Below are 23,598 nucleotides of genomic sequence, written 5' to 3'. Positions count from 1 at the left end.
CGTCGGCTGCGGCGCGCCCCTCGCGATGAGGTGTCGATGAAACCATTGGTGCAGAAGTACGGCGGCACCTCGCTGAGCACCGCCGAACACGTTCGCCGGGTGGCCGAGCGCATCGACGCCGCCCGGCAGACCGGTCGCCCGACGGTCGCGGTCGTCTCGGCCCGCGGCGACACCACCGACCGCCTGCTGGCCGACGCCAAGCAGCTACACCCGCACCCCGCGCCGCGGGAAACCGATCAACTGCTGGCCACCGGCGAGGTGGCCTCGGCCGCCCTGGTGGCCACCGCCCTGCACCGCCGGGGCACCCGAGCCGTCTCGCTCACCGGCGCGCAGGCGGGCATCCGGACCACCGGGCCGCACGGCGCCGCCCTGATCGACACCATCGACACCCGGGCGGTGCGCGCCCACCTCGAACGCGGCTCCGTCGTGGTCGTCGCCGGCTTCCAGGGCATCGACCCGGCGGGAGAGCTGTTCACGCTGGGCCGCGGCGGCTCCGACACGACCGCGGTGGCGCTCGCCGCTGCGCTCGACGCCCGGTGCGAGATCTACACGGACGTCGACGCCGTCTACACCGCCGACCCCAGGCTGGTTCCGCAGGCACGTCCGCTGCCGGAGATCGCGGCGCCGCTGATGGCCGAGATGGCCTTCGCCGGGGCGCGGGTGCTGCACGCGCGAGCCGTGGAACTCGCCGCGGTCCGCAACGTGCCGCTGCTCGTGGCGAGCGCCATGCACGACCGCCCCGGCACCACGATCACCGGAGGGAGCCCCATCGGCATGCTGGAGAAGGAAGGCTTCGTCGCCGCGATCACCCACGACGCGGACATCGCCCGGTTCACCATCCGGCTCGACCCCGACGACCCGGAACGACCGCACCGAGCACTGCGCGCCATCGCCGACCAGGTCATCCCGGTCGACCTGGTGACCTGGGCGGACGACCGGCCGGCGCTGAGCTTCACGGTCGCCGGCGCCGCCGTACACCAGGCGCGGCGGCAGGTGGAACTGGCCGTGCCGGACGCCGGCCGCGACGTGGCGGTGCAGCGCGAACTCGGCAAGATCTCCTTGCTGGGCACCGGAATGCTCACCCGGCCGGAATACGCCGTGCGGGTGCTGCGCACCCTCGAAGACCTGGGTGTGACCGCGAACTCCTTGCACACCAACCAGTTGCGCGTCTCGGTGCTGGTACCGGCCGAGCACACCGCGGCGGCGGTGGCCGCGCTGCACGACGAATTCGAACTGGACCGACCCCGCCCCGATCCCGTCCCCACCTCGTGAACAGGAGGACCCGGTGTCCACCACCCGATCGTTCGGCGCGCAGCTGAGGCTCCGGCGGATGTCGCGAAACGGCGACGACCGCCTGCTCCTGGTGCCGATGGACCACTCCGTCACCGACGGACCGTTACCGACGCCCGGCGGCCCGGCGACCCTCACGCCGCAGCTGGCCGCCAACGGCGTCGACGCGATCGTGCTGCACAAGGGCGCGCTGCGCTACATCGACCCGGCGGCGTTCGTGAACATGTCGCTGATCGTGCACCTCAGCGCCAGCACGGCGCACGCGCCGGACCCCGACGCCAAGTACCTCGTCGCCAGCGTGGAAACCGCGCTGCGGCTGGGCGCCGACGCGGTGAGCGTGCACGTCAACCTGGGCTCGACGGAGGAACGCCGCCAGGTCGCCGACCTCGCCGCCGTCGCGGAGGCGTGCGACGCCTGGAACCTGCCGCTGATGGCGATGATCTACCCGCGCGGCCCGCAGATCACCGACCCGCGCGACGTGCGGCTCGTCGCGCACGCCGCCACCCTCGCGGCCGACCTGGGCGCGGACCTGGTCAAGACCGTCTACCCGGGCACGGTCGAGGCCATGGCCGAAGTGGTGGACTCCTGCCCCGCGCCGATCGTCGCGGCGGGCGGCCCGCGCGTCGACGACGAAGCGAAAGTCCTCGCCCATGTCGAGGGAGTACTGCGCGCAGGCGCGGCAGGCGTGGCGATGGGGCGCAACATCTTCGAGGCCCCGGATCCCGGGGAGCGGGCCCGCCGGGTGGCGGCGCTGATCCACCCCGCCCGCGAGTTCGCCGACGACCTGGTGCCGGAACTGGCCTCCTGACCAGCCCGGCCCCACCCAGCGCGGGGGACCGCCTGCGCGAACCGAGTTCCGCCAACAGTCACCGAGACCTGACCGAGGAGCGCGTGATGAGACTGACGTGGTTGGACATCCGAGGTGTCGACGCCGAGATCAAGACCGCCATCGTCGAGGAGGCGGTGCACCAGCGGGTGAGCGCCATCGTGGCCGACGAGCCCGGCGAGCTGGTCGACCTGCCGCCGACGGTGCGCAAGGTGCTGCTGCCGCGCGGCCCGCTGCCCGACGACCTGGGGCCGGCGGACGTGGTGATCGTCGACCCGGAGCGCCACGGCGACCCGGCGGTGCTTGCGGCCCGCCACCCGGGCGTCGAGTTCGGGCCGTTCGTGGAGATCGTCGACGCGCCGACGCTGGAGGTCGCCTGCGAGGCGGCGCGCACCCAGCGGTGGAGCGTGCTGTGGTTCCGCGACCCGACGAAGATCCCGCTGGAGATCGTGCTCGCCGCCGCGGCCGGCGCCTCCGGCAGCATCGTCACGGTCGTCGAAGACGTGGAGGAGGCCGAGATCGTCTTCGGTGTTCTGGAGCACGGCTCGGACGGCGTGCTGCTCAAGCCGCAGCGCGTCGGCGACGCTACCGACCTGGTCGCGGCGTCAGCGGGCGGCTCGGCCGACCTGGAGCTGACCGAACTTGAGGTAGTGCGCACCGAGCACGTCGGCATGGGCGAGCGGGCGTGCGTGGACACCTGCACCTACTTCCGCGAGGACGAGGGCATCCTCGTCGGCTCCCACTCCAAGGGCATGATCCTCTGCGTCAGCGAAACGCACCCGCTGCCGTACATGCCGACCCGCCCGTTCCGCGTCAACGCCGGGGCCATCCACTCCTACACCGTGTCCCACCAGGGCCGCACCAACTACCTGAGCGAGCTGAAGTCGGGCAGCAAGGTGCTCGCGGTGGACACCAAGGGCCGCACCCGGGTGGTCACGGTCGGCCGCGTCAAGATCGAGAGCCGGCCGCTGATCTCGATCGAGGCGGTCAGCACCACGGGCCAGCAGGTGAACCTGATCCTGCAGGACGACTGGCACGTCCGGGTGCTGGGCCCGGGCGGAGTGGTCCTCAACAGCACGGAGCTCAAGCCGGGCGACCGGCTGCTCGGCTACCTGCCGGCGGAGGACCGCCACGTCGGCTACCCGATCAAGGAGTTCTGCCTGGAGAAGTGACCCGACGCAGGTGAAGGGCCCTCGCCACCGGCTCCCGGCGGCGAGGGCCCTTCGCTGCGCGGGGGTGGGGTGACAGGAAAGTTCCCATGCTGTCAGCCGGGCCGCGGGTGGGTGGGGTGACAGGAAAGTTCCCATGCTCACAATCGGCGGCACACAACTGAGTTGTGCACAACTGAATTTCGAGCTACCTTGTCCCTGTGGATGAGTCGAGGTTGGCGTTGGACCGGCAGGTCTGCTTCGCGCTGTACAGCGCTTCGCGGGCGTTCACCGGCCTGTACCGGCCGGTCCTGGAAGAGCTCGGGCTCACCTACCCGCAGTACCTCGTGATGCTGGTGCTGTGGGAGCACGAGTCGGTGACGGTCAAGGAGCTCGGCGCCGCTCTGCGGCTCGACTCCGGCACCTTGTCGCCGCTGCTGAAGCGGCTGGAGGCGCGCGGCCTGATCACGCGTCAACGCAGCTTCGCGGACGAGCGGTCCGTGGCGGTCGCGCTGACGGCGGACGGTGCGGAAATGCGGGCGCAGGCCCGATGCATCCCGGACCGGATGGTGGACGCGACCGGACTGCGGGTCGACGAGCTCGAACAACTGAAGTCCACATTGGAACGCCTGACGGCCGCCCTGGATTCGGCGGCGCGACAACAGGCGGAAGACAAGCGGGAGGGTCAGCGATGACAGTGCTCTACACGGCCGAAGCGACGGCGACCGGCGCGGGCCGGGACGGCCGGACCCGGTCCTCGGACGGCGTCCTGGACCTCGACCTCGCGGTGCCGAAGGAGATGGGCGGCCCGGGCGGTGCGGCGACCAACCCCGAACAGCTCTTCGCCGCTGGGTACGCGGCGTGCTTCCACGGCGCGCTCCAGGTGGTGGCGCGCCGCGCCAAGGCCGACATCGCCGATTCGTCGGTCACCGCCCAGGTCGGCATCGGCCGCAACGACGCCGGCGGATTCGGCCTCAGCGTCGGCCTGGTCGTCGACCTGGCGGGCGTGCCGCGCGAGCAGGCGCAAGAGCTCGTCGCCGCGGCGGACCAAGTCTGCCCGTACTCGAACGCGATCCGCGGCAACGTCGAGATCGAACTGCGGGTCGCCTGACTCAGGAGAACAGCACGTAGATCAGGCCGGAGCTGCCGGCGAGCACCGCCAAGACGGCGACCGCCGCCGGCAGCGCCCCGCCGGGCAGCGGGGTCTCGGCGTGCAGCCTGCGTTCGCCCCGGAGGTGCCGGTGCCAGACGAGCCAGCTGATGGCAAGCCCGAGCGGCAGGGTGAGCGCGGCGCAAACCGCCGCCGCGATGACGCTCTCGTGCGCGAGGAGCCGCAGCAGCACCAGCATTCCGACGACGAACGCGAGCGCGGTGCGAAGCCACGCGAGGGTGGTCCGCTCGACCTGCAGCCCCGGATCCCAGGGCCCGTCGGGGCGCGCCACGTCAGAACCCGGTCACGAACAAGAGCACGCAGGCGGCCACGCCGATCGCGCCGAGCCCGTAGCCGAGGACCGGCGCCAGCCGCGGCGCAGGCAGCGGTCGGCCGCGCCGCAGCGCCCGCTCGGTGGTCCACCAGCGCGTGAAAGCCGTTGCACTGCAAAGCACCCCGGCGAGCAGCAGCAGGACCGCCAACGCGGTCCGCAGTGGACTCGGCTGACCGGTGGCCGCGCTCAGCGCCTCGACGCCGACGCCGCCGGCCATCAGCGCCAGCGCGGTGCGGATCCACGCCAGGAAGGTGCGCTCGTTGGCCAGGGTGAACCTCGGGTCGGGATCGGAGCCGTCCCGGTACAGCCGTCGCGGCCAGCGGGAATCGCAGTCTTCTCGATCGGTCGCCATGGGGTCACGGTAACCCGAACGGCGGTACGGCGAGAGGGCGTGTTCCACAGGTCACGGCACGCGTCGGGCCCCGCACGCGGCGGGGCCCGACAGCAGCCTCAGAACGAGAACACCTTGCCGGTCGCGGCTCCGGCGACGCATTCGTTCGAGTAGGTCTTCTCGAAGGTGACCGGCTTGCCCTGCCACCTGCCCTGCGCGATGAGCGTCACCGGTCGGTACACCAGCGGACACGTGGAGTTACCGGTGCTGAGCAGGTTGAAGTCGCCGTTGACGTCTCTGAGCGCCGAACACGCGTCTTGCGCGTGCGGATGCGAGCCGCCGGCGGGCTCGCACATCAGGAACGCGCTCCGGAGGTCGTCGCGGCCTTCGCCGCGGACCGAGAGGTTCATCATGCTGCCGTGCGCGGCCGACGCGGGTTCTGCGTGGGCGAGCGCCGGGGCCAGCGCGGTGCCGGCCAGCGTGGCGGCGGCGAGCAAGGTTCGGCCGATGAGCCGTTTTGCAGCCATTTCGTCAATCCTCCTGGGTTGGTGAAGCAGACGATTCGCTTCTCTTTATCGCCGAGGTCGAGCGAAATGCGGCAGATGCGACGGCGGATCACTGAAACGTGGTTCGCCCGAACCGGTTTCCATCACGACCCGTCACGAAAAGGCGTTGCCCCACAGGGCGGGAAGTCGCCCACAAGCGGTGCGCTGCTCAATAAGGTGGTGGACCTTTTGTCGATCACTGGTCATTGTGGTGCGGAACCACGTGACGCCGGGCGGCTCTCCGGTGTCCGCAACAGACGGGAGGCCTGATGGCGACGGTACCTGCGGGGCCGGACACCGCCACGGTGCGCAAGGCGGCGTTCGCCAGCGCGGTGGGCAACACCATCGAGCTCTACGACTTTCTGATCTACGGCACCGCCGCGGCCGTGGTGTTCAACAAGCTGTTCTTCCCGGCGGGAGACCCCTGGGTGGGGGCGTTGCTCGCGTTCGCCACCTTCGGCGCGGGCTTCCTCGCGCGGCCCCTCGGCGCGGCGGTCATCGGGCACTTCGGCGACGTGGTGGGCCGCAAGCTGATGCTGGTCATCACGCTGAGCGTGACAGGCGTGTGCACGGCGGCGATCGGGTTGCTCCCGACCTACCAGCAGGTCGGGGTCTGGGCGCCGGTGATGCTCGTGGTGCTGCGGCTAGTGCAGGGCTTCTTCCTCGGCGGCGAGCAGGGCGGCGCGGTGCTGATGGCCGTCGAGCACGCGCCGCCGCACCGCCACGGCTGGTACGGCGGGTGGACCTTCCTGGGCTCCCCGAGCGGCATGTTCCTGGCGACCGGGGCATTCGCCGGCGCGACCGCGATCTCCGGCGACGCGTTCCTGACCTGGGGCTGGCGGATCCCGTTCCTGGTGAGCCTGGTGCTCGTGGGCGTCGGCCTGTACGTGCGGCTGCGGCTGGCCGAAAGCCCGGAATTCGCGAAGATCCGGGAACGCGGACAGCGAGCCCGCCTGCCGGTAGCCGAGGCGTTCTCCAGTTCCTGGCGGCAGATCCTGCTGTCGGCGGGTGTCAACCTCGGCTTCAACACGTTCATCTTCATCCTGACGACGTTCCTGCTGACCTACGGAACGGAGAAGCTCGGCGTCAGCCGCGACGTGATGCTGCTCGGCAGCCTGTGCGGATCGGCGGCGCAGATCGCCGGAATCCTGCTGTTCTCGCACCTGTCCGACCGCCTCGGCCGCACCAAGGTGATGCTCGGCGGCGGCATTTTCCTGGCGCTGTACGCGTTCCCGATGTTCTGGCTGCTGGACACCGCGACCCCGGCGCTGATCGTGCTGGCGATGACGCTGGGATACGCGGGCTCGGCGGCGGTCTTCGGCCCGATGGCGGCGTTCTGCGCGGAACTGTTCGCCACGAAGGTCCGCTACACCGGCGTGTCCCTGGGCTACCAGAGCGGCTCGGTGCTGGGCGGCGGGCTGTCGCCGGTGGTGGCGACGGCACTGCTGACCGCCTCCGGCGGAGCGTCCTGGCCGATCGCGGTCTACCTGGTGATCGGCGCGCTGATCACGGTGACATGCCTGGTCATCACGGGCGAACCGACCCGCTGGGCCCGCGAAGCGGAACCCGCGACGATCTGACCGGCCGCCGACGGGACGGCTGGTGCCACCGGAACCAGTCGCCCGGCGGCGTCAAGACAGGCGCCGGATGTGCCTGAACCCGAGCTTGTCGTCACGGTGACGGAACCTCCCGTCCCAGATCGCCACGGGCCTCGGTGACAGGAAGGTTCCCATGCTGCCAAGCAGCAGGGCCGGGTGACAGGAAGGTTCCCATCCTCACGTCGTCGGGTCCCTGAAATGACAGGAAGGTTCCCATCCTCGCGGCCGTCATGAACCGTGGTGACAGAAAGGTTCCCTTGCTGTCGGGCGACAGGATGGGAACCTTTCTGCCAAGTGGCCAGGCTGGAAGTGGCAGGAAGGTTCCCGTGCTCGCACCGCCGGGACCGCGGTGACAGGAAAGTTCCCATGCTTGCGCTGTCGGGTCAGTCGCCGTAGAGCTGGTCGATGATGTCGGCGTACTTGTCGTGGATCACCCGGCGCTTGAGCTTCAGCGTCGGCGTCAGCTCGCCGCCTTCGACGCCCCACTGCTGGCCGAGGATCCGGTAGCGCTTGATCTGTTCGGGCCGGTTCAGCCGTTCGTTCGCGGCCCGCACCGCGGCCTCCACTTCGGACCGGACCGCGGGATGCGCGGCGAGGTCGGCGCGGTCCCGGAAGGCGATGCCGCGCTCGCGCGCCCACTTCGGCGCGGTGTCCTCGTCGAGCACCAGGAGCGCGACGAGGTACGGGCGGCCATCCCCGAACGCCAGCGCGTGCCCGATCAGCGGATGCGCCGTGAGCGCGTTCTCCACCGCCGTGGGCGCGATGTTCTTGCCGCCTGCCGAGATGATCAGCTCTTTCTTCCGGCCGGTGATCGTGAGGAAACCATCGGCGTCCAACACGCCGACGTCGCCGGTGCGCAGCCAGCCGTCGGCGTCGGCGGCCGGCCGGATCACTCCGTCGGGCTGCAGATATCCCGCGCACACCAACGGGCCGCGCACCAGCACCTCGCCGTCGGGCGCGGTGCGGATCTCCACGCCGGGCACGGCGCGGCCCACGGTGCCGGGGCGGCGCGCACCGGCGGAGTTGGTGGTGACGCAGCCGGTGGTTTCGGTCATGCCCCAGAGCTCGAAGATGTCCAAGCCGATCGTGCTGAAGAACTCCAGCAGGCCGGTGTCGATCGGGGCAGCGCCGCTGGACGGCCACAGGGCGCGGTCCAACCCGATGCGGGCGCGCAGCGCCTGCTGGTTGGCGTGCTGTTCGGCCGGGATCTTCTGAATCGCTGCGGCGAGCTTCTCCCAAATCCGGGGAACGCCGAAGAAGAGCGCAGGTCGTGCGTGGGTCAGCGCAGCCAGGATCCGGCCTTGATCGGCGCAGAAGTGCACGTGCGCGGCGTCGTGGATCGCGGCGTAGAGCCCGACCATCCGCTCCGCGATGTGCGCCAGCGGCAGGTAGCACAGACGCGGCGCGTGCTGCTCGGGCCGCGTGATCTGGTGCAGCGCTGCGGCCGCGAAGCAGATGTTCCGGTGCGTGAGCACCACGCCCTTCTGCTCGCCGGTGGTACCGGAGGTGTAGAGGATCGCGGCCGGGTGGTTCGGCGCGATCGCCGCCGCCGTCCGCTGCACCAGGTCCGGATCGTCGCGCAAGCGCTGTTTGCCGAGCACCCGCAAGCGCTCCCAGGTGCGGAACCGGTGATCCGCGGACACCATCGCCGCCTCGTCCAGCACCACGACGTGCTCGATGGTGGACACGTTGCGCAGCACTTTGGACCAGCGTCGCAACTGGTCGGCGCCGTCGAGCACGACGACCCGGGCCCTGCTGTGCTGGGCGATGTAATGCACCTGGTCCTGGCTGAGCGTGGGGTAGAGGGTGCTCGGCACCGCGCCGATGTGCGTCGCCGCGACATCGATCAGCCAGTGCTCGGGGCGGTTCGCCATCATGATCAGCATCGTTTGGCCTGATTGCAAGCCCAATGCCGTAAGCCCGGCGGCCAGCTCGTGGACCTCGTGGCGCGCTTCGGCCCAGGTCCAGGCGCGCGGCTCGCGCCCGTTGTCGGTGAGCGCAGGGTGCTGCGGGAACTCCGCGGCGTTGCGCGAGAACAGCTGCGGGATGGTCGTCTCCGACGCGGCCGTGGCCCAGGCTTCCGAAGCGCTCATCGCATCCGGTCTCCCCTCCGCGCATGCTCGGGTGTGGCACGCGTCACGACGAGATGAAACCTCATGGGAGGTGTTGTTGGCCAGCGCCGAAAGCCGGAATCGGCCGCCCGATCCGGTCAATTCAGACGTGGTCGCGGATCACGTCGTTGACGGCGCGCTGGAACCCGTTGACCAGGACCTGGATGGTCAGCGGCCGCAACTGGTCGGTCGCCGCGCGGACCCGCTCGCGCTCATCTTCCGGTCGGCCGCGCTCGACGTAGGGGCGGAGCACGTTCGCGGCGAACAGTTCGCGCAGCTCGGTCGCGATCTGCGCGGTGTGCTGCTCCACGATTCCCTTGGCCTGCAACAGCATTTCCAGCGGCAGGTCGAGGTCCAGGATCTGCAGGCCGACGCCCAGCATCGCCGAGCTGGGCAGCCGGAGCCGCGTCGAATCCGGAATCCGCTGCAGCATTCCGAGTTCGATGAGCTGCTCGACCAGCCGGTCGTCGAGATGCCGGCCGGCGCGGCGATCGAGCTCGTGGCGCTCCAGGTCCTCGGCGTGATCGTCCGTCCACGGCGCGATCAGCGCGCGCTGCAGCGCGAGCTCGTCCGGCGAGGCATCGGCCGGGATGCGCTCCAGATGGCGCTCGATCGCCGATAGCGTGAAGCCGAGTGCCTGCAGTTCGCGGATCAGGTCGAGTCGGGCCAGGTGGTCGCCGCCGTAGAGGCCGAGCCGGCCGCGCAGTCGCGGCGGCGGCAGCAGGCCGCGAGAGGAGTAGAACCGGACGGTGCGCACGGTGACTCCGGCGCGGGCGGCCAGTTCGTCGATGGTGAGCTCTTCGTCCGCAGTTCGGAGCATGGCCGCAACGTTACTCCTTGACCGCTGTAACACCAACGGTGTCTCATCGGCACTGTGATCCCGGCTGTCCGGGTTCAAGCAGGTCGGACTACTGCTGTCCGCTCCAGCGGCTTGGTCGATCGTCATGCGGATGGCCTGTTCTCGCAGGCGCGAGAACAGGCCATCCGCATGCACGGGCCGCCAGCGGTCCGAGCCGGGGCGCTCGGGGCCTAGCCGACCCGCAGCGTCGGGGCCTCTCGTCCTCGTTCGATGTCCGGGCCGCGGTAGAACCCTTCCTGGATCTGCGCGAGCCTGGACGGGTGCACCTGCGGTCCGAGCCCGTAGAACTTCTGGAAGCTCATGATCAGCGGTCGCCACGCGTCCGGGTCGATGCGGTCGCTGGTGCCCTCCATGCGGATCTGCTCGTGCACGTGCACGCGCTGGATGCGCACCTCGAGGACCATGATCCCGCCGCGCTGCGCCTCGTCGTCCTCGGCCACCGGGTGCTCTGCCTCGACGACGGCTTCCATCGCCACCGGGCACTCGGCGGCGCGTGGCGGCGACACCGTTTCGGAGGCGACCGGCGTGAGTTCCGCGCGGCCGAACTTGTCGGACTCGAACCGGTAGCCCGCCTCGTGCTTGTAGGGCGGAACCGGATTCGAACCCGTGGTCATCGCCAGCCGATCGACGACGTGCGCGAGCGAATCGGACGGCAGGTTCAGGACGCATTCGCCGGTCCGCCGCATGTTCTGCATGGTCTTCGAGTGGGCGCTCATCCCGAGCATGCCTCGCCAGCCGAGCCAGAAGGCCGATGACATCGGGGCGAGGTTGGCGGAGCCGTCTTCGTTCAGCGTGGAGATCAGCACTACCGGTGTCCCGAAGTAGAGGATGCCGGGTTCGATCCGGGTATGCGTCGAGGTTGTTGCCGTCATGCGATCCATCCTTGCGGCGGGAGGTGCACCGGGCTGGCGGCAAACGGACGTCTCGTTCCGAGCGCCGACGGCACCACTGCGAGCGCTGCGTGGGAGCCGAGTGCATGTTCCGTGTGCTGTGATGCACGTCTGCCGGACCTGCCCCGAACGCAGGGCTTTCGGGGCAGGTCAAGGCCTTGACCGCTGTAACACCAACGGTGTAACACTAATTGCGTCGCGATACTTGTGGTGCGTGACACAGGCTGCGGAGAGGTGTGGCGTGACGGGAACAGGCGGGCCGCTGGCAGGGATCAAAGTCGTCGAACTCGCCGGTATCGGGCCGGCCCCGTTCTGCGCGATGCTGCTGGCCGATCTCGGTGCCGACGTGGTGAGAGTGGACCGGCCCACTGCCGCCGGAGGCAAGACCGACCTGCTCAACCGCGGCAAGCGATCGGTGCAGGTGGACCTCAAGCACGAACGCGGCGCGGAGGCGGTGCTGGCGCTGGCCGAGCGGGCGGACGTGCTGCTGGAAGGACTGCGCCCCGGGGTCACCGAACGCCTGGGTGTGGGGCCGGAGCAGTGCTGGGCGGTCAACCCGAAGCTGGTCTACGGGCGGATGACCGGCTGGGGCCAGCACGGGCCGCTGGCGTCGACCGCAGGGCACGACATCGACTACATCTCCCTCGGCGGCATGCTGCACGCCATCGGCCGCGAAGGCGGGCCGCCGCAGGTTCCCGCGAACCTGCTCGGCGACTTCGGCGGCGGCGCGATGTACCTGGCGGTCGGTGTGCTGGCGGCGCTGCTCGAAGCGCGCACCAGCGGCCGCGGACAGGTCGTCGACGCGGCCATTGTGGACGGTGCCGCGCACCTGGGCACCATGCTGTTCAGCTTCCTGTCGACCGGCGGCTGGAAGACCGACCGCGGCACCAACCTGCTGGACACCGGTGCGCCCTACTACGACGTCTACGAAACCTCCGACGGCGAATACGTCTCGGTCGGCGCGCTGGAGCCGCAGTTCTACGCCGAACTGCTGGACCGGCTGGGGCTGGCGGGCGAGGTGCCCGACCGCGACGACCCCGCGAACTGGCCGGCGCTGCGCGAACGGCTCGCCGCAACCTTCCGGCAGCGCACCAGGCAGGAGTGGGCCGAACTGTTCGCCGGCTCCGACGCGTGCGTCGCGCCGGTGCTGTCCATGGCAGAAGCCGAAACCCACCCCCACGTCGCGGCCCGGGAAACCCTGGTGCGACGCGACGGTGTCTTGCAGCCGGCACCGGCACCGCGCTTCAGCCGAACCCCGAACCCGCCGCCCGGACCGGTCGCCGAGGCGGGCGCGAACACGGAGGAGGTGCTGCGGGACTGGAAGGTCCCGCCGGAACTGCTCGAATCCGGTGCGTTCGGTTCGAGGGACCGATGAGCGGCGCCGCCGCGACCGGTCGCCGCGTGGGCGGGGGATGGCAGAAAGGTTCCCATCCTCGCACCCGCCGGCAACCGGCGCCCGGGCCCGAAACCGCGACCCGCCCCCGCCGGTCGGTGACAGGAAGGTTCCCATCCTCCCGTCCGGCTGGGGCTGTGGTGACAGGAAAGTTCCCATGCTGTCGTCCCGCCAGGGTCGTGGTGACAGGAAAGTTCCCTTCCACACACGCCCGGCGTGAACATCGAAAGGAGGCGTGGCCGATGCGCAGGGAGTTGTTCGAGCCCGAACACGAGGCGTTCCGCGAGACGGTGCGCACCTTCGTCAACAAGGAGCTCGTGCCGCACGTCGAGGAGTGGGAGGCCGCCGGGGTCGTCAGCCGCGAGTCGTGGTTGGCCGCCGGAGCGCAGGGGCTGCTCGGCTTCGCCGTCGACGAGCAGTACGGCGGCGGTGGCGTCGACGACTTCCGGTTCAACGTGGTGTTCGACGAGGAACTCGTCGGCGCGGGCATCTCCGGCTTCGGCTCGCCGCTGCACAACGACATCATCGCGCCGTACCTGATCAGGCTGGCCACCGACGAGCAGAAGCAGCGCTGGCTGCCCGGGTTCTGCAGCGGCGAGCTCATCACCGCCATCGCCATGACGGAGCCGGGTGCGGGCAGCGACCTGCAGGGCATCCGCACCACCGCGGTGCGCGACGGCGATAACTTCGTCCTCAACGGGCAGAAGACGTTCATCAGCAACGGCATCCTCGCCGACCTGGTGATTGTGGTGGCCCGCACCGACCCGGACGCCGGGTACGAGGGCATCAGCCTGCTGGTCGTGGAGCGCGGCATGCCCGGCTTCGAACGCGGCCGCAACCTCGACAAGATCGGCCAGAAGTCGCAGGACACCGCGGAGCTGTTCTTCAACGACGTGCGGGTACCGGCGCGCAACCTGCTCGGCGAGGAAGGGCAGGGCTTCATCTACCTGATGCAGAACCTGCCGCAGGAGCGGCTGTCGATCGCGGTCGCTTCGGCCGCCACCGCCGAGAAGGTCCTGGCCATCACCAAGGACTACTGCCGCGACCGCACGGCGTTCGGCCGTCCGATCGGCAAGTTCCAGCACATCCGGTTCGAGCTGGCGGAGATGGCCACCGAGGTCGAGATCGGCCGGGTGTTCACGGATCGTTGCGTCATGGACCACGTTCGCGGTGAACTGGACAACGAGCACGCCTCGATGGCCAAGTGGTGGCTCAGCGAGCTGAACAAGCGGGTCGTGGACCGCTGCCTGCAACTGCACGGCGGCTACGGGTACATGACGGAATACCCGATCGCCAAGGCGTACCTGGATTCCCGGATCCAGACGATCTACGGCGGCACCACCGAGATCATGAAGGAAGTCATCGGGCGGTCGATGGGATTCTGACGGTCGTGGGCGCACGCGCCCACGAGAGAGGCAGGGCGCCATGGACTGGATCGTCGCTCCCGACGACGACGGGCGAGCACTGCCCGACGTCCTCCCATCGCTGCTCGGTGCGATGGACGTGGCCGGGTTCTCCGACACCATCGGGTTCCCGGCCTGCCGCACCGCGGGCGTGTTGCTGATCGACGGGCTCGGCCGGGACCTGCTGCGCGAGCACGCGGAAGACGCGCCGTTCATGGCCGGCCTGCTGACGTCGCCGCCGCTGAAGGCCGGTTTCCCGACGACGACGGTCACCAGCATCACCTCGCTGGGCACCGGCCGGTGCGCGGGCGAGCATGGCCTCGTCGGCTACAGCTTCGCCGAGCCCTCGGGCGGCCTGCTGCACCCGCTGAGCTGGGGGACCCACGGCACGACGGGCGATTCCGCCGGAGGCCGTCGGAGCCTGCTCGACCAGTGGCCGCCGGAACAGGCCCAACCGACGCCGACGGTGCTGGAACGGGCGGCCGCAGCTGGCGTCGACGTCCGGACCGTCGTGCCCGCGGAGTTCGCGAACACCGGGCTGACCAGGGCCGCGTTTCGCGGCGCGGATTTCCGGGGCCTGCACGCCCTGGGCGATCTCGCCGCCGAACTGCTCGCCGCGCTGGGAGCCGACGGCCCGGCGCTGTGCTACGGCTACCACGGTCACCTCGACTTCCTCGGGCACGTCCACGGCCCCGGCTCGTTGCCGTGGCGCCTGCAGCTGACGGTCATCGATCGCCTGGTGGCGATGCTGGCCGAACGCCTCCCGCGCGACGCGGTGCTGACCGTGATCGCCGATCACGGCATGGTCGAGATCGACCCCGGCGAGGCGGTCGACGCCGATACCGACCCGGCATTGCGAGCCGGTGTCCGCCTCCTCGGCGGCGAGGTCCGCGCCCGCCACATCTACGTCGAACCCGGTGCGCTGGCCGATGTGCACGCCGCCTGGCGGGAGACGATCGGCGATCGCGGCATGGTGCTCACCGGCGAGCAGGCGATCGCCGAGGGCTGGTTCGGCCCGGTGGTCGCCGATTCGGTGCGACCGCGCATCGGCGACGTGCTGGCGATCATGCGTGATTCCGGGGTGATCCGGTCGGTGGTCGAGCCGGGGGAGTCCGCGCTGCGAGGTCACCACGGCTCGCTCACCTCGGCCGAACAACTGGTTCCGGTGCTGATGTTGGGCGGGTGACGGACGGATGCGCGACGAGGGGTTGTTCGGGCCGCAGACCGTGACCTGGCAGCTGCACGCCGACCCGGCGATGTGGATAGCCGGGATCTGCAGCCTCTACCTGCAGGCGTTGCACCCGCGTGCGGTGGCGGCCGTCGTGCAGAACTCCCGATTCCGGGAAGACCCGCTGGGACGCCTGATGCGCACCGGGAACTTCGTCGCCACGACGACCTACGGCACGACGGCCGAAGCCGAATCCGCGGGCGAACGGGTCCGCCGGGTGCACCGCATGCTCAGCGCGACCGATCGGAGAACCGGCGCCGAGATCCGCTTGGACGACCCGGACCTGCTGCGCTGGGTGCATTGCGCCGAGGTGGCATCGTTCGCCGGTGTCGTGCGGCGCGCCGGATTCCCGCTCACCGAGGCGCAACTCGACCGGTACTTCGATGAACAGCGCCGGGCGGCCGCCCTCGTCGGGCTCGACCCGGCGGAGGTGCCCGGCTCGACCCGCGCGATGGCGGAGTACTTCGAGCAGATCCGGCCCGAACTGCAGCGGACGGCCGACTCCGACCTGGTCTACGACTTCCTGCACCGGCCGTTCGCGCCGTGGTGGCTGCTGCCGGTGAACCTCGGCTACCTACCCCTCGGACACCTCGCGTACTCGGTGCTGCCGGGGTGGGCGAGGAAGCTGCACGGCCGCCCGGCGTACCCGGCGCCGGTGGTCGCGGCCGGACTGTGCGGGTTCAGGACGACCGGCCTGGCGGTGCCGGACCAACTGCGCTTCCGCTACCCGGGCGATCACGTCCAACGCGCGGTGGACCGCCTGGGCAAGACGGCCATGCCGTCGATCAAAACCCTCGCCCAGCTGTGACCCGGCGAAAGCATGGGAACTTTCCTATCACCACGGCCCGAGTGGGGCCGCAGCACGGGAACCTTCCTGTCACTCCGCCCGCATAGCGGCGCAGCATGGGAACCTTCCTGCCATTGCCGACGGTGTGAAGCACGGGAACCTTCCTGTCACCACGGCCCGAGTGGGGCCGCAGCACGGGAACCTTCCTGTCATTCGCGACGCCTGCGGCGAGGGGTCACTGCCGGAGCAGGAGGTTGGAGCCGTCGGCGAAGTCGATGGAGGCGAACGGCGCTCCGACGAACGTCCGCCCCAGCAGCACGTCGCGGATACCGCGCACTGCGTTCGGCGGCTGTTCCCACCACGTGATCAAAGACGTTTCCAGCCCCGGCAGCGGCGCGGGGGGCGGGGTTCGGGAGGCGGGCAGGTCGACGAACCGGGCCGGGATGACCACGGCCATGCGCTGGTTGGTGGCGACCAACCAGGCGTACCCGTTGCCCGCGGTCAGCACGTCGGCGCTCTGGATCGCGAGTTGGCCGCTGTCGGACGCGGTGGCCCAGCCGCGGATTCCCGCGTCGTGCACCCACTCGTCGCCGAGGTAGTCCCCGCGCACGGTGAGGTCGGCCGGCTTCAGGTACGTCTCCGACACTTCCTGCTTGCACTTCGGCACGGGGTTGGCCGGTGCGTGCGGCACGGCGTTTCGACCGGCCACCGTGGACGCCAGGAACCCGGGGGCGCGGTGGAAGATGCGGTGGAACGCCTCGCCCTGCCGGAGCCAGCCGTGTTCGGCGACCTTCGCGACGTCTTTCGGGGTGGCTACCAACTGCCGCTCCTGGTGTTGACCAGACCGAGCACCCGGTCCGGTTGGGCTTTCGCGGGCACCTGGAGATCGAGCCGCGAGCCGTCGGCGAACGTGATCCGCAGGTACGCCGCCGCCCTGTCTTCCCGTTCGCGCCCGAGACCGCCGAATCGGCGTTGCACGATCTCGTAGCCGCTGATCTGGTCGGTGCCGACGCTCGCGCGCTCGATCACCTGCGGCACCTGGGTCTGCCCGCCATGGTCGAAGTACCGGCCCTTGTTGTTGACCGTGCTGCCCATGGTGCCCGCGAAGTCGTCGGCGAGCCGGTAGACGGGGCCGGTGGCCTTCTTGATCGTCTCCATGCCCTTGTCGAACCAGTCCTGCGAGCCTTCCGGGAATTCTGGCAGCTCCAGCAGCGCCAACCGGTCAGGGGTGGCCACGAGGATCCCGGGGAGTTCTCCCGGGGCGGCCTCGCCTTGCGCACCGGTCATCCGCACGGCGGTCTCCGACACGCTCCGGGCCGAAACCACCGCTGTCGGTAGGTTGCGTTCGTCGGACGGCTCGTCGCCGCCGGTGAACAGCGAGTTGACGCGGAACGGCACTGCGCCCACCTGGAACGCGGCGCGGGTGAGGATGCCGCGCCGCTTCTTGCCGTGCTCGTCGAGCCCGCCCACTTCGAACAGCGGGACGTGGTACGGGTCGGGGAAGGCCCATGAAATCGGCTCCCCCGGCCGGCACCACGACGAGCGTGCGCTCAGGATCAGGTGTTCCAGGGTCATTCAGCTCGCCGCTCCCACGGGGTCACGAGAATCCCTTCTCCTGCGCGGCCTTGCTCTCCTCCGGGGAGAGCTGTCCGCTGATCCGCTGGTTGGCCTCGTCGTACATGGCCTTGGGGATCTCCTTGACGGCCTGTCCTTCGAGGGTCTCCGTCACACCACTAATACCAGCGCCGACCAGCGACGTCTCGCCGCCGAGCGCACCGCCGATGACCTTGCCCGCGAGGTTCGCGGCCAGCGCTTCCTCTCCGGTCTTGTGCAGGCCCTGGCCCTTCATGAAGACGTTGCTGGTCTTCGACGTGGCGAACTCGCGCAGCACCTCGCCGGTGTTGGGGTCCTTCACCTGCTCGATCTTGCCCTTGGAGATTCCCCGGGTGAGCAGCCTGCCGAGCTTGCCGGATTCGCGGATCTTGTTGAGCAGCTCTTCCAGCCTCTTCAGCCACTTGTAGAGCTGGGCCTGGATCTTGGCGACCTGCGTGGCGATCCGGCCACCGGTGATGCCGACCGACGCGGTGGTGGTCGCGCCGGCCGCGCCCACCGACGCGCCTGCGGTGATCCACGACGCGGCGAGCGCGGCGAGCCACTGGACGATCAGGCTGATGATCAGCTCGGTGAGGATGTTGATGACCATCTCGACGAACATGTCGAACATGTCCGCGATGCCGTCCAGGGTTTCCTTCAGCCCGCGGACGTCCTGCGCCAGGGCCTTGGTCCCGTCGCCGAACTCGGTCATCTGCTTGCGGAAGGCGTCGCCGTCCTGGCCGACCCACGTCCCGGCGGTCGCCTCAGCGCGCTGGGGCTCCTGCTCGGCGACCGAGTCGAGCCACTTCGCGACCTCGTCCCAGCCCTTGCCAGTGGCACGCATCTGCTCGGGGTCGCCGATGGCCTGCTCGGCGATCTCGATCAGCGGCGTCATCACGATCGACACCAGGAACCCAAGGCCGTTGTCCAGCAGCGCCGCGCCGGGATTGGACAGCAGGTCCATCTGCTCCTGGCGCGCCGAGATGACCGCGGAGGTCCATTCGGGCGCGGCGGAGCCGTCGGCGAGGCTGCCGCCGTTGGTGTTGGCCGCCGCGTCCTTCAGGTCGGAGGTGGCGCCGGCGATGGAGGAGCCGCGGGTCAGGGTCTGCTCGGCCCAGTTCTTGCGGGTGGAGTCGCCCTGGTTGAGCTCGGTGAAAGTTCCCGGGCCGGTCATCCTGCGAGCCCCTCTCCGGCCTTGTTCAGCATCTCGATGATCTGCTGCTCGGTCTCGTCGTAGTCCTTGATGGTGTCTTCGAGGGCCTGCTTGGTCTCGGTGAGGAACTGCTGGGCCTTCTGCGCCATCTCCTGGCAGCCCTGCAGGGTTTCGAAGTACTTGTCGCTGATGCCGACGGCGTTGCCGATCGGGCCGAAGCACTGGTCGTCGGTGCGCGCCTGCTCCAGAAGCTGGGAGAGCTGCCCGAACTTGTCGGCGAGGCTCTCGCAGCCGGAGCCGTGCTCGGTCAGCGTCCCGGGCGTCATCTGCAGATTGCCACCCACTGCGGCACTTCCCCTCAGCGTGATTTGACTGGTTGTCGACCCTACGTCGCGTTTGACGTTGATGAGAAGTATTCGGTTCCGCTCGTTTTGAGACGTCTTCCGCTTTCGTCCCGTTGACCGCGGTGCTCGCCTCCGGACCACGGCAATCGCGGCGGTGCGAGCATGGGAACTTTCCTGTCACCCGGCGGCCCGAAGGGCGTGAGGATGGGAACCTTCCTGTCATTTCCCGCCCGGCGGCGGCTCGGTTTGCGGTGGAAGTGACAGGAAGGTTCCCTTGCTCTGGTCACGGCGGGAGCCGAGCGCGATCCTGATGCTGTGCGCGGCGGCGGAACATCTTGTCCACCTCTTGTATCTATGTTGTACAACTAGAGTTCCCGATGACCGGAAGGGTCATTCCGTAAAACGGAAGTAACCGGGAGGCTGAGCATGCAGTCGACCAGCACCGCGATCGAGCCGGCGCTCGACCAGGTCGTGCAGCGGTTCCACGCGGCACTGCCGCCCAACGCGGTGATCACCGACCCGCAGCGGCTGCGCACCTACGAATGCGACGGGCTGGCGAGCTACCGGGTCGTGCCGGCCGTGGTGGTGCTGCCGGAAACCGCCGAGCAGGTCCAGGAGATCGTCCGGATCTGCGCCGAGCACCAGGTCCCGTTCGTCGCCCGAGGTTCCGGCACCGGACTGTCGGGCGGGGCGCTCCCGCACGCTTCCGGCGTGCTCGTGGTGACCTCGAAGATGCGGCGGATCCTGGAGATCGACCTGGCCAACGAGCGGGCCGTCGTCGAACCGGGCGTGATCAACCTCGATGTCACCAAGGCCGTCGCCGCGCAGGGCTACTACTTCGCGCCGGACCCGTCCAGCCAGCAGGTCTGCTCGGTGGGCGGCAACGTCGCGGAGAACTCCGGCGGCGCGCACTGCCTGAAGTACGGCTTCACCACCAACCACATCCTCGCCCTCGAGGTCGTCACCCCGGACGGCGACATCGTCGAACTCGGCGGCAACGCGCGGGAAACCCCGGGCTACGACCTGCTGGGCGCCTTCATCGGCAGCGAAGGCACGCTCGGCGTGGTCACCAAGATCACCGTGCGGCTGCTGCGCAAACCCGAGGCGGTGCAGACCCTGCTGGCAGGGTTCCCGTCCACCGACGAGGCGGGCGCGGCGGTGTCGGCGATCATCGCCGACGGCGTCACCCCGGCGGCGATCGAGATGATGGACGCGCTGGCCATCGAAGCCGCCGAACAGGCCGTGCAGTGCGGCTACCCGGAAGGCGCCGGTGCGGTGCTGGTCGTCGAACTCGACGGCCCCGCGGCCGAGGTCGAGCACACCTTCACCGAGGTGAAGCGGCACTGCGAGGCGCACGGCGCGTTCGAAATCCGGGTCGCCGCCGACGACCACGAACGCGCGATGATCTGGAAGGGCCGCAAGTCCGCGTTCGCCGCGGTGGGCCGCATCAGCCCCGACTACATCGTGCAGGACGGGGTCATCCCGCGGACCGCGCTGCCCGAGGTGCTCGGCCGGATCGCCAGGCTGTCCGCCGAATCGGGCGTGCGGGTCGCCAACGTCTTCCACGCCGGAGACGGGAACCTGCACCCGCTGGTGCTCTTCGACGATGCCGAGCCAGGCGCGAACGAGCGCGCCGAAGCGGTCTCCGGCGCGATCCTCGACCTGTGCATCGAGCACGGCGGCTCCATCACCGGCGAGCACGGGGTCGGCGCGGACAAGGTCAAGTACATGGGCCGGATGTTCACCGCCGACGACCTGGACACCATGCAACGTGTGCGCTGCGCCTTCGACCCGGTCGGAATCTGCAACCCGGGCAAGGTCTTCCCGACGCCGAGGCTCTGCGGCGAAGTGCCAGGGCCCCGGCGCGGCGTGCACCCACTGACCGAAGCGGGATTGGCGGACCAGTTCTGATGCCCACTGCGACCAAGGACGCCGCGCACGGAGCACTGGTGGCCGCGCTGGGCGCCGAATGCGTGCGGGAAGCGACGGAGGCGGACGCCGTGTCCGGCGTCCGCCCGCACTGGGTGGCCACTGTGGACGGAACGGAGCGGGCGTCGGTGGCGATGAAGATCGCCGCCGAGCACGGCCTGCGGGTGGTGCCCAGGGGATCGGGCAGCAAGCTCGCCTGGGGCTGCGCGCCGGATGCCGTGGACCTGCTGCTCGACGTGTCGGCCGCGAGCGGCATCGTCGATCACGCCGCGGGCGACCTCGTGGTGCACGCCCTGGCCGGAACGCCGATCGCCGAGGTCAACAGCGCAGCCCGCGCCGCCGGGCAGCAGTTGGCGATCGACCAGCCGCTGCCGACGGCGACGCTGGGCGGCATCATCGCGACCGGAACCGCAGGGCCGTCCCGGCACCTCTTCGGCGGGGTGCGCGACCTGCTGATCGGCATCACGGTCGTGCGGGCCGACGGCACGGTGACCACGGCGGGCGGCAAGGTCGTGAAGAACGTCGCGGGCTACGACCTCGGCAAGCTCTACACCGGCTCCTTCGGCACGCTCGGGGTGATCACCGAAGCCGTGTTCCGGCTGCACCCGGTCGCCGCCGAGCACCGCTGGATCACGGCCACCGTCGACGACCCGGAAAGCGCCGCGGCCGCCGCCGACATCGTCCGGCACTCCCAGGCGATGCCCACCGCGATCGAACTCGACCGGGCCGAACCCGGCGGGCCGATCACGGTCTGCGCGCAGCTCGAAGGCAGGCCCACCGCCACGCACGACCGCGCGGTCGAGCTGGCCGCCGCCATCGGGCACGGCGCGGAAGTGCTGGCGCAGGCCCCTTCGTGGTGGGGGCATTACCGGTTCGACCCGGACGACGGGATCGGCCTGCGCTTCGGCGCGGAGCCGACCGCGCTGCCCCGACTGCTCAACACCGCGCAAGACGCCGCCGCGGCGAACGGCCTGCCGCTGGCGATCCGCGGCGCCGCCGGACTCGGGGTGCTGAACGCCGGGCTGCCCGGCGACGCGGACGCCGCCGCCGTCGCCGAGCTCGTCAAAGCGCTGCGCGCCAGCTGCGACTACGCGGTACTGCTCCGCGCGCCGCAGGACGCCGCGATCGACCCGTGGGGGCCGATCCCGCCCGGGCTGCTGGCGCTGATGCGTCGCACCAAGGACCAGTTCGATCCGGAACACCGGCTCGCCCCCGGCCGGTTCGTGGGAGGAATCTGATGACCGAGACCCCGGCCCGCCCGGGCGCCTTCGACGCGCTGCACCCGCCGCAGCGCGAGCTCGTCGACGACTGCGTCCACTGCGGATTCTGCCTGCCCACCTGCCCCACCTACGACCTGTGGGGCGAGGAGATGGACTCGCCGCGCGGGCGCATCTACCTGATGAAGGAAGGGCTCGAAGGCGAGCCCATGACCGACACGATGGCCGGTCACTTCGACGCATGCCTCGGCTGCATGGCCTGCGTGACCGCCTGCCCGTCCGGGGTGCAGTACGGCACGCTCATCACCGAGACGCGGGCCCAGGTCGAACGAAACCACCAGCGCGGACGCTGGGAGCGGCTCCTGCGCACGGCGATCTTCACGCTGTTCCCGTACCCGCGCCGCCTCAAGGCGATGCGCGGACCGCTCGCGCTGTACCAGCGGCTCGGCATCGGCAACCTGCTCAAGCGGTCCGGGCTGCTGGCGAAGCTGCCGGACGGGCTGCAGGTGATGGAGTCCCTGGCGCCGCCGATCAGTCGCGCGCCGAAGCTGGGAAACCGGATCCCGGCGCGCGGCAAGCGACGCGCGACCGTCGGCATGATCACCGGCTGCGTGCAGAGCGCGTTCTTCCCCGACGTCAACGCGGCAACGGCGCGCATCCTCTCCGCAGAAGGCTGCGATGTCGTCATCCCGCCGGCGCAGGGCTGCTGCGGGGCGCTCAGCGAGCACTCCGGGCGCGAACCCGAAGCGGTGAAGTTCGCCCGCCAACTGCTGGACACCTTCGAAGAATCCGGCGTGGACTACGTCGTCATCAACTCGGCCGGCTGCGGCTCCACGCTGAAGGAATACCCGCGACTGCTGCAGGACGACCCGGAATACGCCGAGCGCGCGGAACGCTTCTCCGCGCGGGTGCGCGACATCTCCGAACTGCTCGCCGAGCTGGGCCCGGTCGCCGAGCGCCACCCGCTGCCGGTGCAGATCGCCTACCACGATGCCTGCCACCTGGCGCACGGCCAGGGCATCCGGTCGCAGCCTCGTGAACTCCTGCGCGCGATTCCCGGGCTGGAGCTCAAGGAGATCAACCGGGGCGAACTGTGCTGCGGTTCCGCAGGCGTCTACAACCTGCTCCAGCCGGAGGCTGCGCGCGAACTGGGTGACCGCAAGGCCGAGAACGTCCTCGCCACCGGCGCGAAGCTGCTGGTGACGGCGAACCCGGGGTGCTCGATGCAGATCCGCACGGCGCTCGAGCGTCGCGGTGAGCGCCTGGCGATGGCGCACACCGTGCAGGTGCTCGACGCATCCATCCGCGGCCAGGGCGTCGAAACGCTGCTGCGCGGCTGAAACGGCACTACCGGGGGGGGGGGGGGGCGGGGGGGGGGACCCCTAGAAACTTCTTCCCCACAAAAAGGGGAAGAAAACAAGCACATCCGGTGTGGGAGAGGGAAAACCCCCTTTCTTTTCTGTGTGAGG

At 70.0% G+C, this 23,598-nt stretch carries 23 protein-coding genes; 13 read left to right on the top strand and 10 right to left on the bottom strand.

The window, feature by feature from the left end:
• Positions 1-36 precede the first annotated feature (36 nt).
• The 5 genes from AC07FN_RS12175 (at position 37) to AC07FN_RS12155 (ending at position 4,375) form a co-directional block, all read left to right on the top strand.
• A complete protein-coding gene (locus AC07FN_RS12175) occupies positions 37-1,272 on the top strand; it encodes an aspartate kinase (protein WP_478395662.1) in 1,236 nt (411 codons plus the stop codon).
• A gap of 13 nt (positions 1,273-1,285) precedes the next feature.
• On the top strand, positions 1,286-2,098 hold the full coding sequence (locus tag AC07FN_RS12170; protein WP_478395661.1) for a 2-amino-3,7-dideoxy-D-threo-hept-6-ulosonate synthase: 813 nt from the start codon (positions 1,286-1,288) through the stop codon (positions 2,096-2,098).
• Positions 2,099-2,184: 86 nt separating this feature from the next.
• Complete coding sequence (locus tag AC07FN_RS12165) at positions 2,185-3,288, top strand: 3-dehydroquinate synthase II (RefSeq protein ID WP_132491154.1); 1,104 nt, start codon at positions 2,185-2,187, stop codon at positions 3,286-3,288.
• Between the two features lie 197 nt (positions 3,289-3,485).
• A complete protein-coding gene (locus tag AC07FN_RS12160) occupies positions 3,486-3,959 on the top strand; it encodes a MarR family winged helix-turn-helix transcriptional regulator (RefSeq protein ID WP_478395660.1) in 474 nt (157 codons plus the stop codon).
• A complete protein-coding gene (locus AC07FN_RS12155; protein ID WP_478395659.1) occupies positions 3,956-4,375 on the top strand; it encodes an organic hydroperoxide resistance protein in 420 nt (139 codons plus the stop codon). The genes AC07FN_RS12160 and AC07FN_RS12155 overlap by 4 nt, the downstream gene beginning before the upstream one ends.
• Before the next feature lies 1 nt (position 4,376).
• Here AC07FN_RS12155 and AC07FN_RS12150 read toward each other — a convergent pair whose 3' ends face one another.
• The 3 genes from AC07FN_RS12150 to AC07FN_RS12140 form a co-directional block, all read right to left on the bottom strand.
• Complete coding sequence (locus AC07FN_RS12150; protein ID WP_358574416.1) at positions 4,377-4,706, bottom strand: DUF202 domain-containing protein; 330 nt, start codon at positions 4,704-4,706, stop codon at positions 4,377-4,379.
• A 1-nt stretch (position 4,707) separates the two neighbouring features.
• The gene (locus AC07FN_RS12145) at positions 4,708-5,100 is read right to left on the bottom strand and encodes a YidH family protein (protein ID WP_132491162.1); all 393 of its coding nucleotides are present in this window, start codon (positions 5,098-5,100) and stop codon (positions 4,708-4,710) included.
• 98 nt (positions 5,101-5,198) lie between these two features.
• Positions 5,199-5,606, bottom strand: coding sequence for an SSI family serine proteinase inhibitor (locus AC07FN_RS12140; RefSeq protein ID WP_478395658.1), 408 nt, complete (start codon positions 5,604-5,606; stop codon positions 5,199-5,201).
• Between the two features lie 287 nt (positions 5,607-5,893).
• Between AC07FN_RS12140 and AC07FN_RS12135 the strand changes: the two genes are divergently transcribed.
• Positions 5,894-7,204, top strand: coding sequence for an MFS transporter (locus AC07FN_RS12135; RefSeq protein WP_478395657.1), 1,311 nt, complete (start codon positions 5,894-5,896; stop codon positions 7,202-7,204).
• A 401-nt stretch (positions 7,205-7,605) separates the two neighbouring features.
• Here the strand turns inward: AC07FN_RS12135 and AC07FN_RS12130 are convergent, their stop codons facing one another.
• From AC07FN_RS12130 to AC07FN_RS12120, 3 genes are all read right to left on the bottom strand, one after another.
• The gene (locus AC07FN_RS12130; protein WP_478395656.1) at positions 7,606-9,315 is read right to left on the bottom strand and encodes an AMP-dependent synthetase/ligase; all 1,710 of its coding nucleotides are present in this window, start codon (positions 9,313-9,315) and stop codon (positions 7,606-7,608) included.
• A 121-nt stretch (positions 9,316-9,436) separates the two neighbouring features.
• Positions 9,437-10,153, bottom strand: coding sequence for a MerR family transcriptional regulator (locus AC07FN_RS12125; protein ID WP_452616658.1), 717 nt, complete (start codon positions 10,151-10,153; stop codon positions 9,437-9,439).
• Positions 10,154-10,362: 209 nt separating this feature from the next.
• Positions 10,363-11,064: a flavin reductase family protein gene (locus tag AC07FN_RS12120; protein ID WP_478395655.1), complete on the bottom strand. Its 702-nt coding sequence runs from the start codon at positions 11,062-11,064 to the stop codon at positions 10,363-10,365.
• Between the two features lie 259 nt (positions 11,065-11,323).
• Here AC07FN_RS12120 and AC07FN_RS12115 point away from each other — a divergent pair, with 259 nt between their 5' ends.
• The 4 genes from AC07FN_RS12115 (at position 11,324) to AC07FN_RS12100 (ending at position 15,914) form a co-directional block, all read left to right on the top strand.
• Positions 11,324-12,457 carry a CaiB/BaiF CoA transferase family protein gene (locus AC07FN_RS12115; RefSeq protein WP_478395654.1) on the top strand — a complete coding sequence of 378 codons (1,134 nt, stop codon included), beginning with the start codon at positions 11,324-11,326 and terminating at the stop codon, positions 12,455-12,457.
• 260 nt (positions 12,458-12,717) lie between these two features.
• On the top strand, positions 12,718-13,860 hold the full coding sequence (locus AC07FN_RS12110) for an acyl-CoA dehydrogenase family protein (RefSeq protein WP_478395653.1): 1,143 nt from the start codon (positions 12,718-12,720) through the stop codon (positions 13,858-13,860).
• 40 nt (positions 13,861-13,900) lie between these two features.
• Positions 13,901-15,064, top strand: a complete 1,164-nt coding sequence (locus tag AC07FN_RS12105) for an alkaline phosphatase family protein (RefSeq protein WP_478395652.1) — start codon at positions 13,901-13,903, stop codon at positions 15,062-15,064.
• Positions 15,065-15,071: 7 nt separating this feature from the next.
• The gene (locus AC07FN_RS12100) at positions 15,072-15,914 is read left to right on the top strand and encodes an oxygenase MpaB family protein (protein ID WP_478395651.1); all 843 of its coding nucleotides are present in this window, start codon (positions 15,072-15,074) and stop codon (positions 15,912-15,914) included.
• A 214-nt stretch (positions 15,915-16,128) separates the two neighbouring features.
• On the opposite strand, the gene AC07FN_RS12095 is transcribed toward AC07FN_RS12100, so the two are convergent.
• From AC07FN_RS12095 to AC07FN_RS12080, 4 genes are read right to left on the bottom strand one after another with little or no spacing between them, the layout of a single operon-like run.
• Positions 16,129-16,713 (bottom strand): hypothetical protein, encoded by a 585-nt coding sequence (locus AC07FN_RS12095; RefSeq protein ID WP_478395650.1) that lies wholly within the window; start codon positions 16,711-16,713, stop codon positions 16,129-16,131.
• Positions 16,707-17,468: a hypothetical protein gene (locus tag AC07FN_RS12090; protein ID WP_478395649.1), complete on the bottom strand. Its 762-nt coding sequence runs from the start codon at positions 17,466-17,468 to the stop codon at positions 16,707-16,709. Before AC07FN_RS12090 ends, AC07FN_RS12095 begins: the two co-directional genes overlap by 7 nt.
• Positions 17,469-17,490: 22 nt before the next feature.
• Positions 17,491-18,660 carry a WXG100 family type VII secretion target gene (locus AC07FN_RS12085; RefSeq protein WP_478395648.1) on the bottom strand — a complete coding sequence of 390 codons (1,170 nt, stop codon included), beginning with the start codon at positions 18,658-18,660 and terminating at the stop codon, positions 17,491-17,493.
• Entirely contained in the window at positions 18,657-18,983 is a 327-nt protein-coding gene (locus AC07FN_RS12080) for a hypothetical protein (RefSeq protein ID WP_452616649.1), read from the bottom strand. Before AC07FN_RS12080 ends, AC07FN_RS12085 begins: the two co-directional genes overlap by 4 nt.
• A gap of 426 nt (positions 18,984-19,409) precedes the next feature.
• On the opposite strand from AC07FN_RS12080, the gene AC07FN_RS12075 reads away from it, so the two are divergent.
• From AC07FN_RS12075 to glcF, 3 genes are read left to right on the top strand one after another with little or no spacing between them, the layout of a single operon-like run.
• Positions 19,410-20,894 (top strand): FAD-linked oxidase C-terminal domain-containing protein, encoded by a 1,485-nt coding sequence (locus tag AC07FN_RS12075; RefSeq protein WP_478395647.1) that lies wholly within the window; start codon positions 19,410-19,412, stop codon positions 20,892-20,894.
• The gene (locus AC07FN_RS12070) at positions 20,894-22,150 is read left to right on the top strand and encodes an FAD-binding oxidoreductase (protein WP_478395646.1); all 1,257 of its coding nucleotides are present in this window, start codon (positions 20,894-20,896) and stop codon (positions 22,148-22,150) included. The genes AC07FN_RS12075 and AC07FN_RS12070 overlap by 1 nt, the downstream gene beginning before the upstream one ends.
• Positions 22,150-23,469, top strand: coding sequence for a glycolate oxidase subunit GlcF (gene glcF / locus AC07FN_RS12065; protein ID WP_478395645.1), 1,320 nt, complete (start codon positions 22,150-22,152; stop codon positions 23,467-23,469). The genes AC07FN_RS12070 and glcF overlap by 1 nt, the downstream gene beginning before the upstream one ends.
• The last annotated feature ends 129 nt before the right edge of the window (positions 23,470-23,598 follow it).

The sequence above is a fragment of the Saccharopolyspora sp. NPDC045941 genome (genome assembly GCF_056431445.1).
This window is presented reverse-complemented; position numbering and strand designations above follow the sequence as displayed.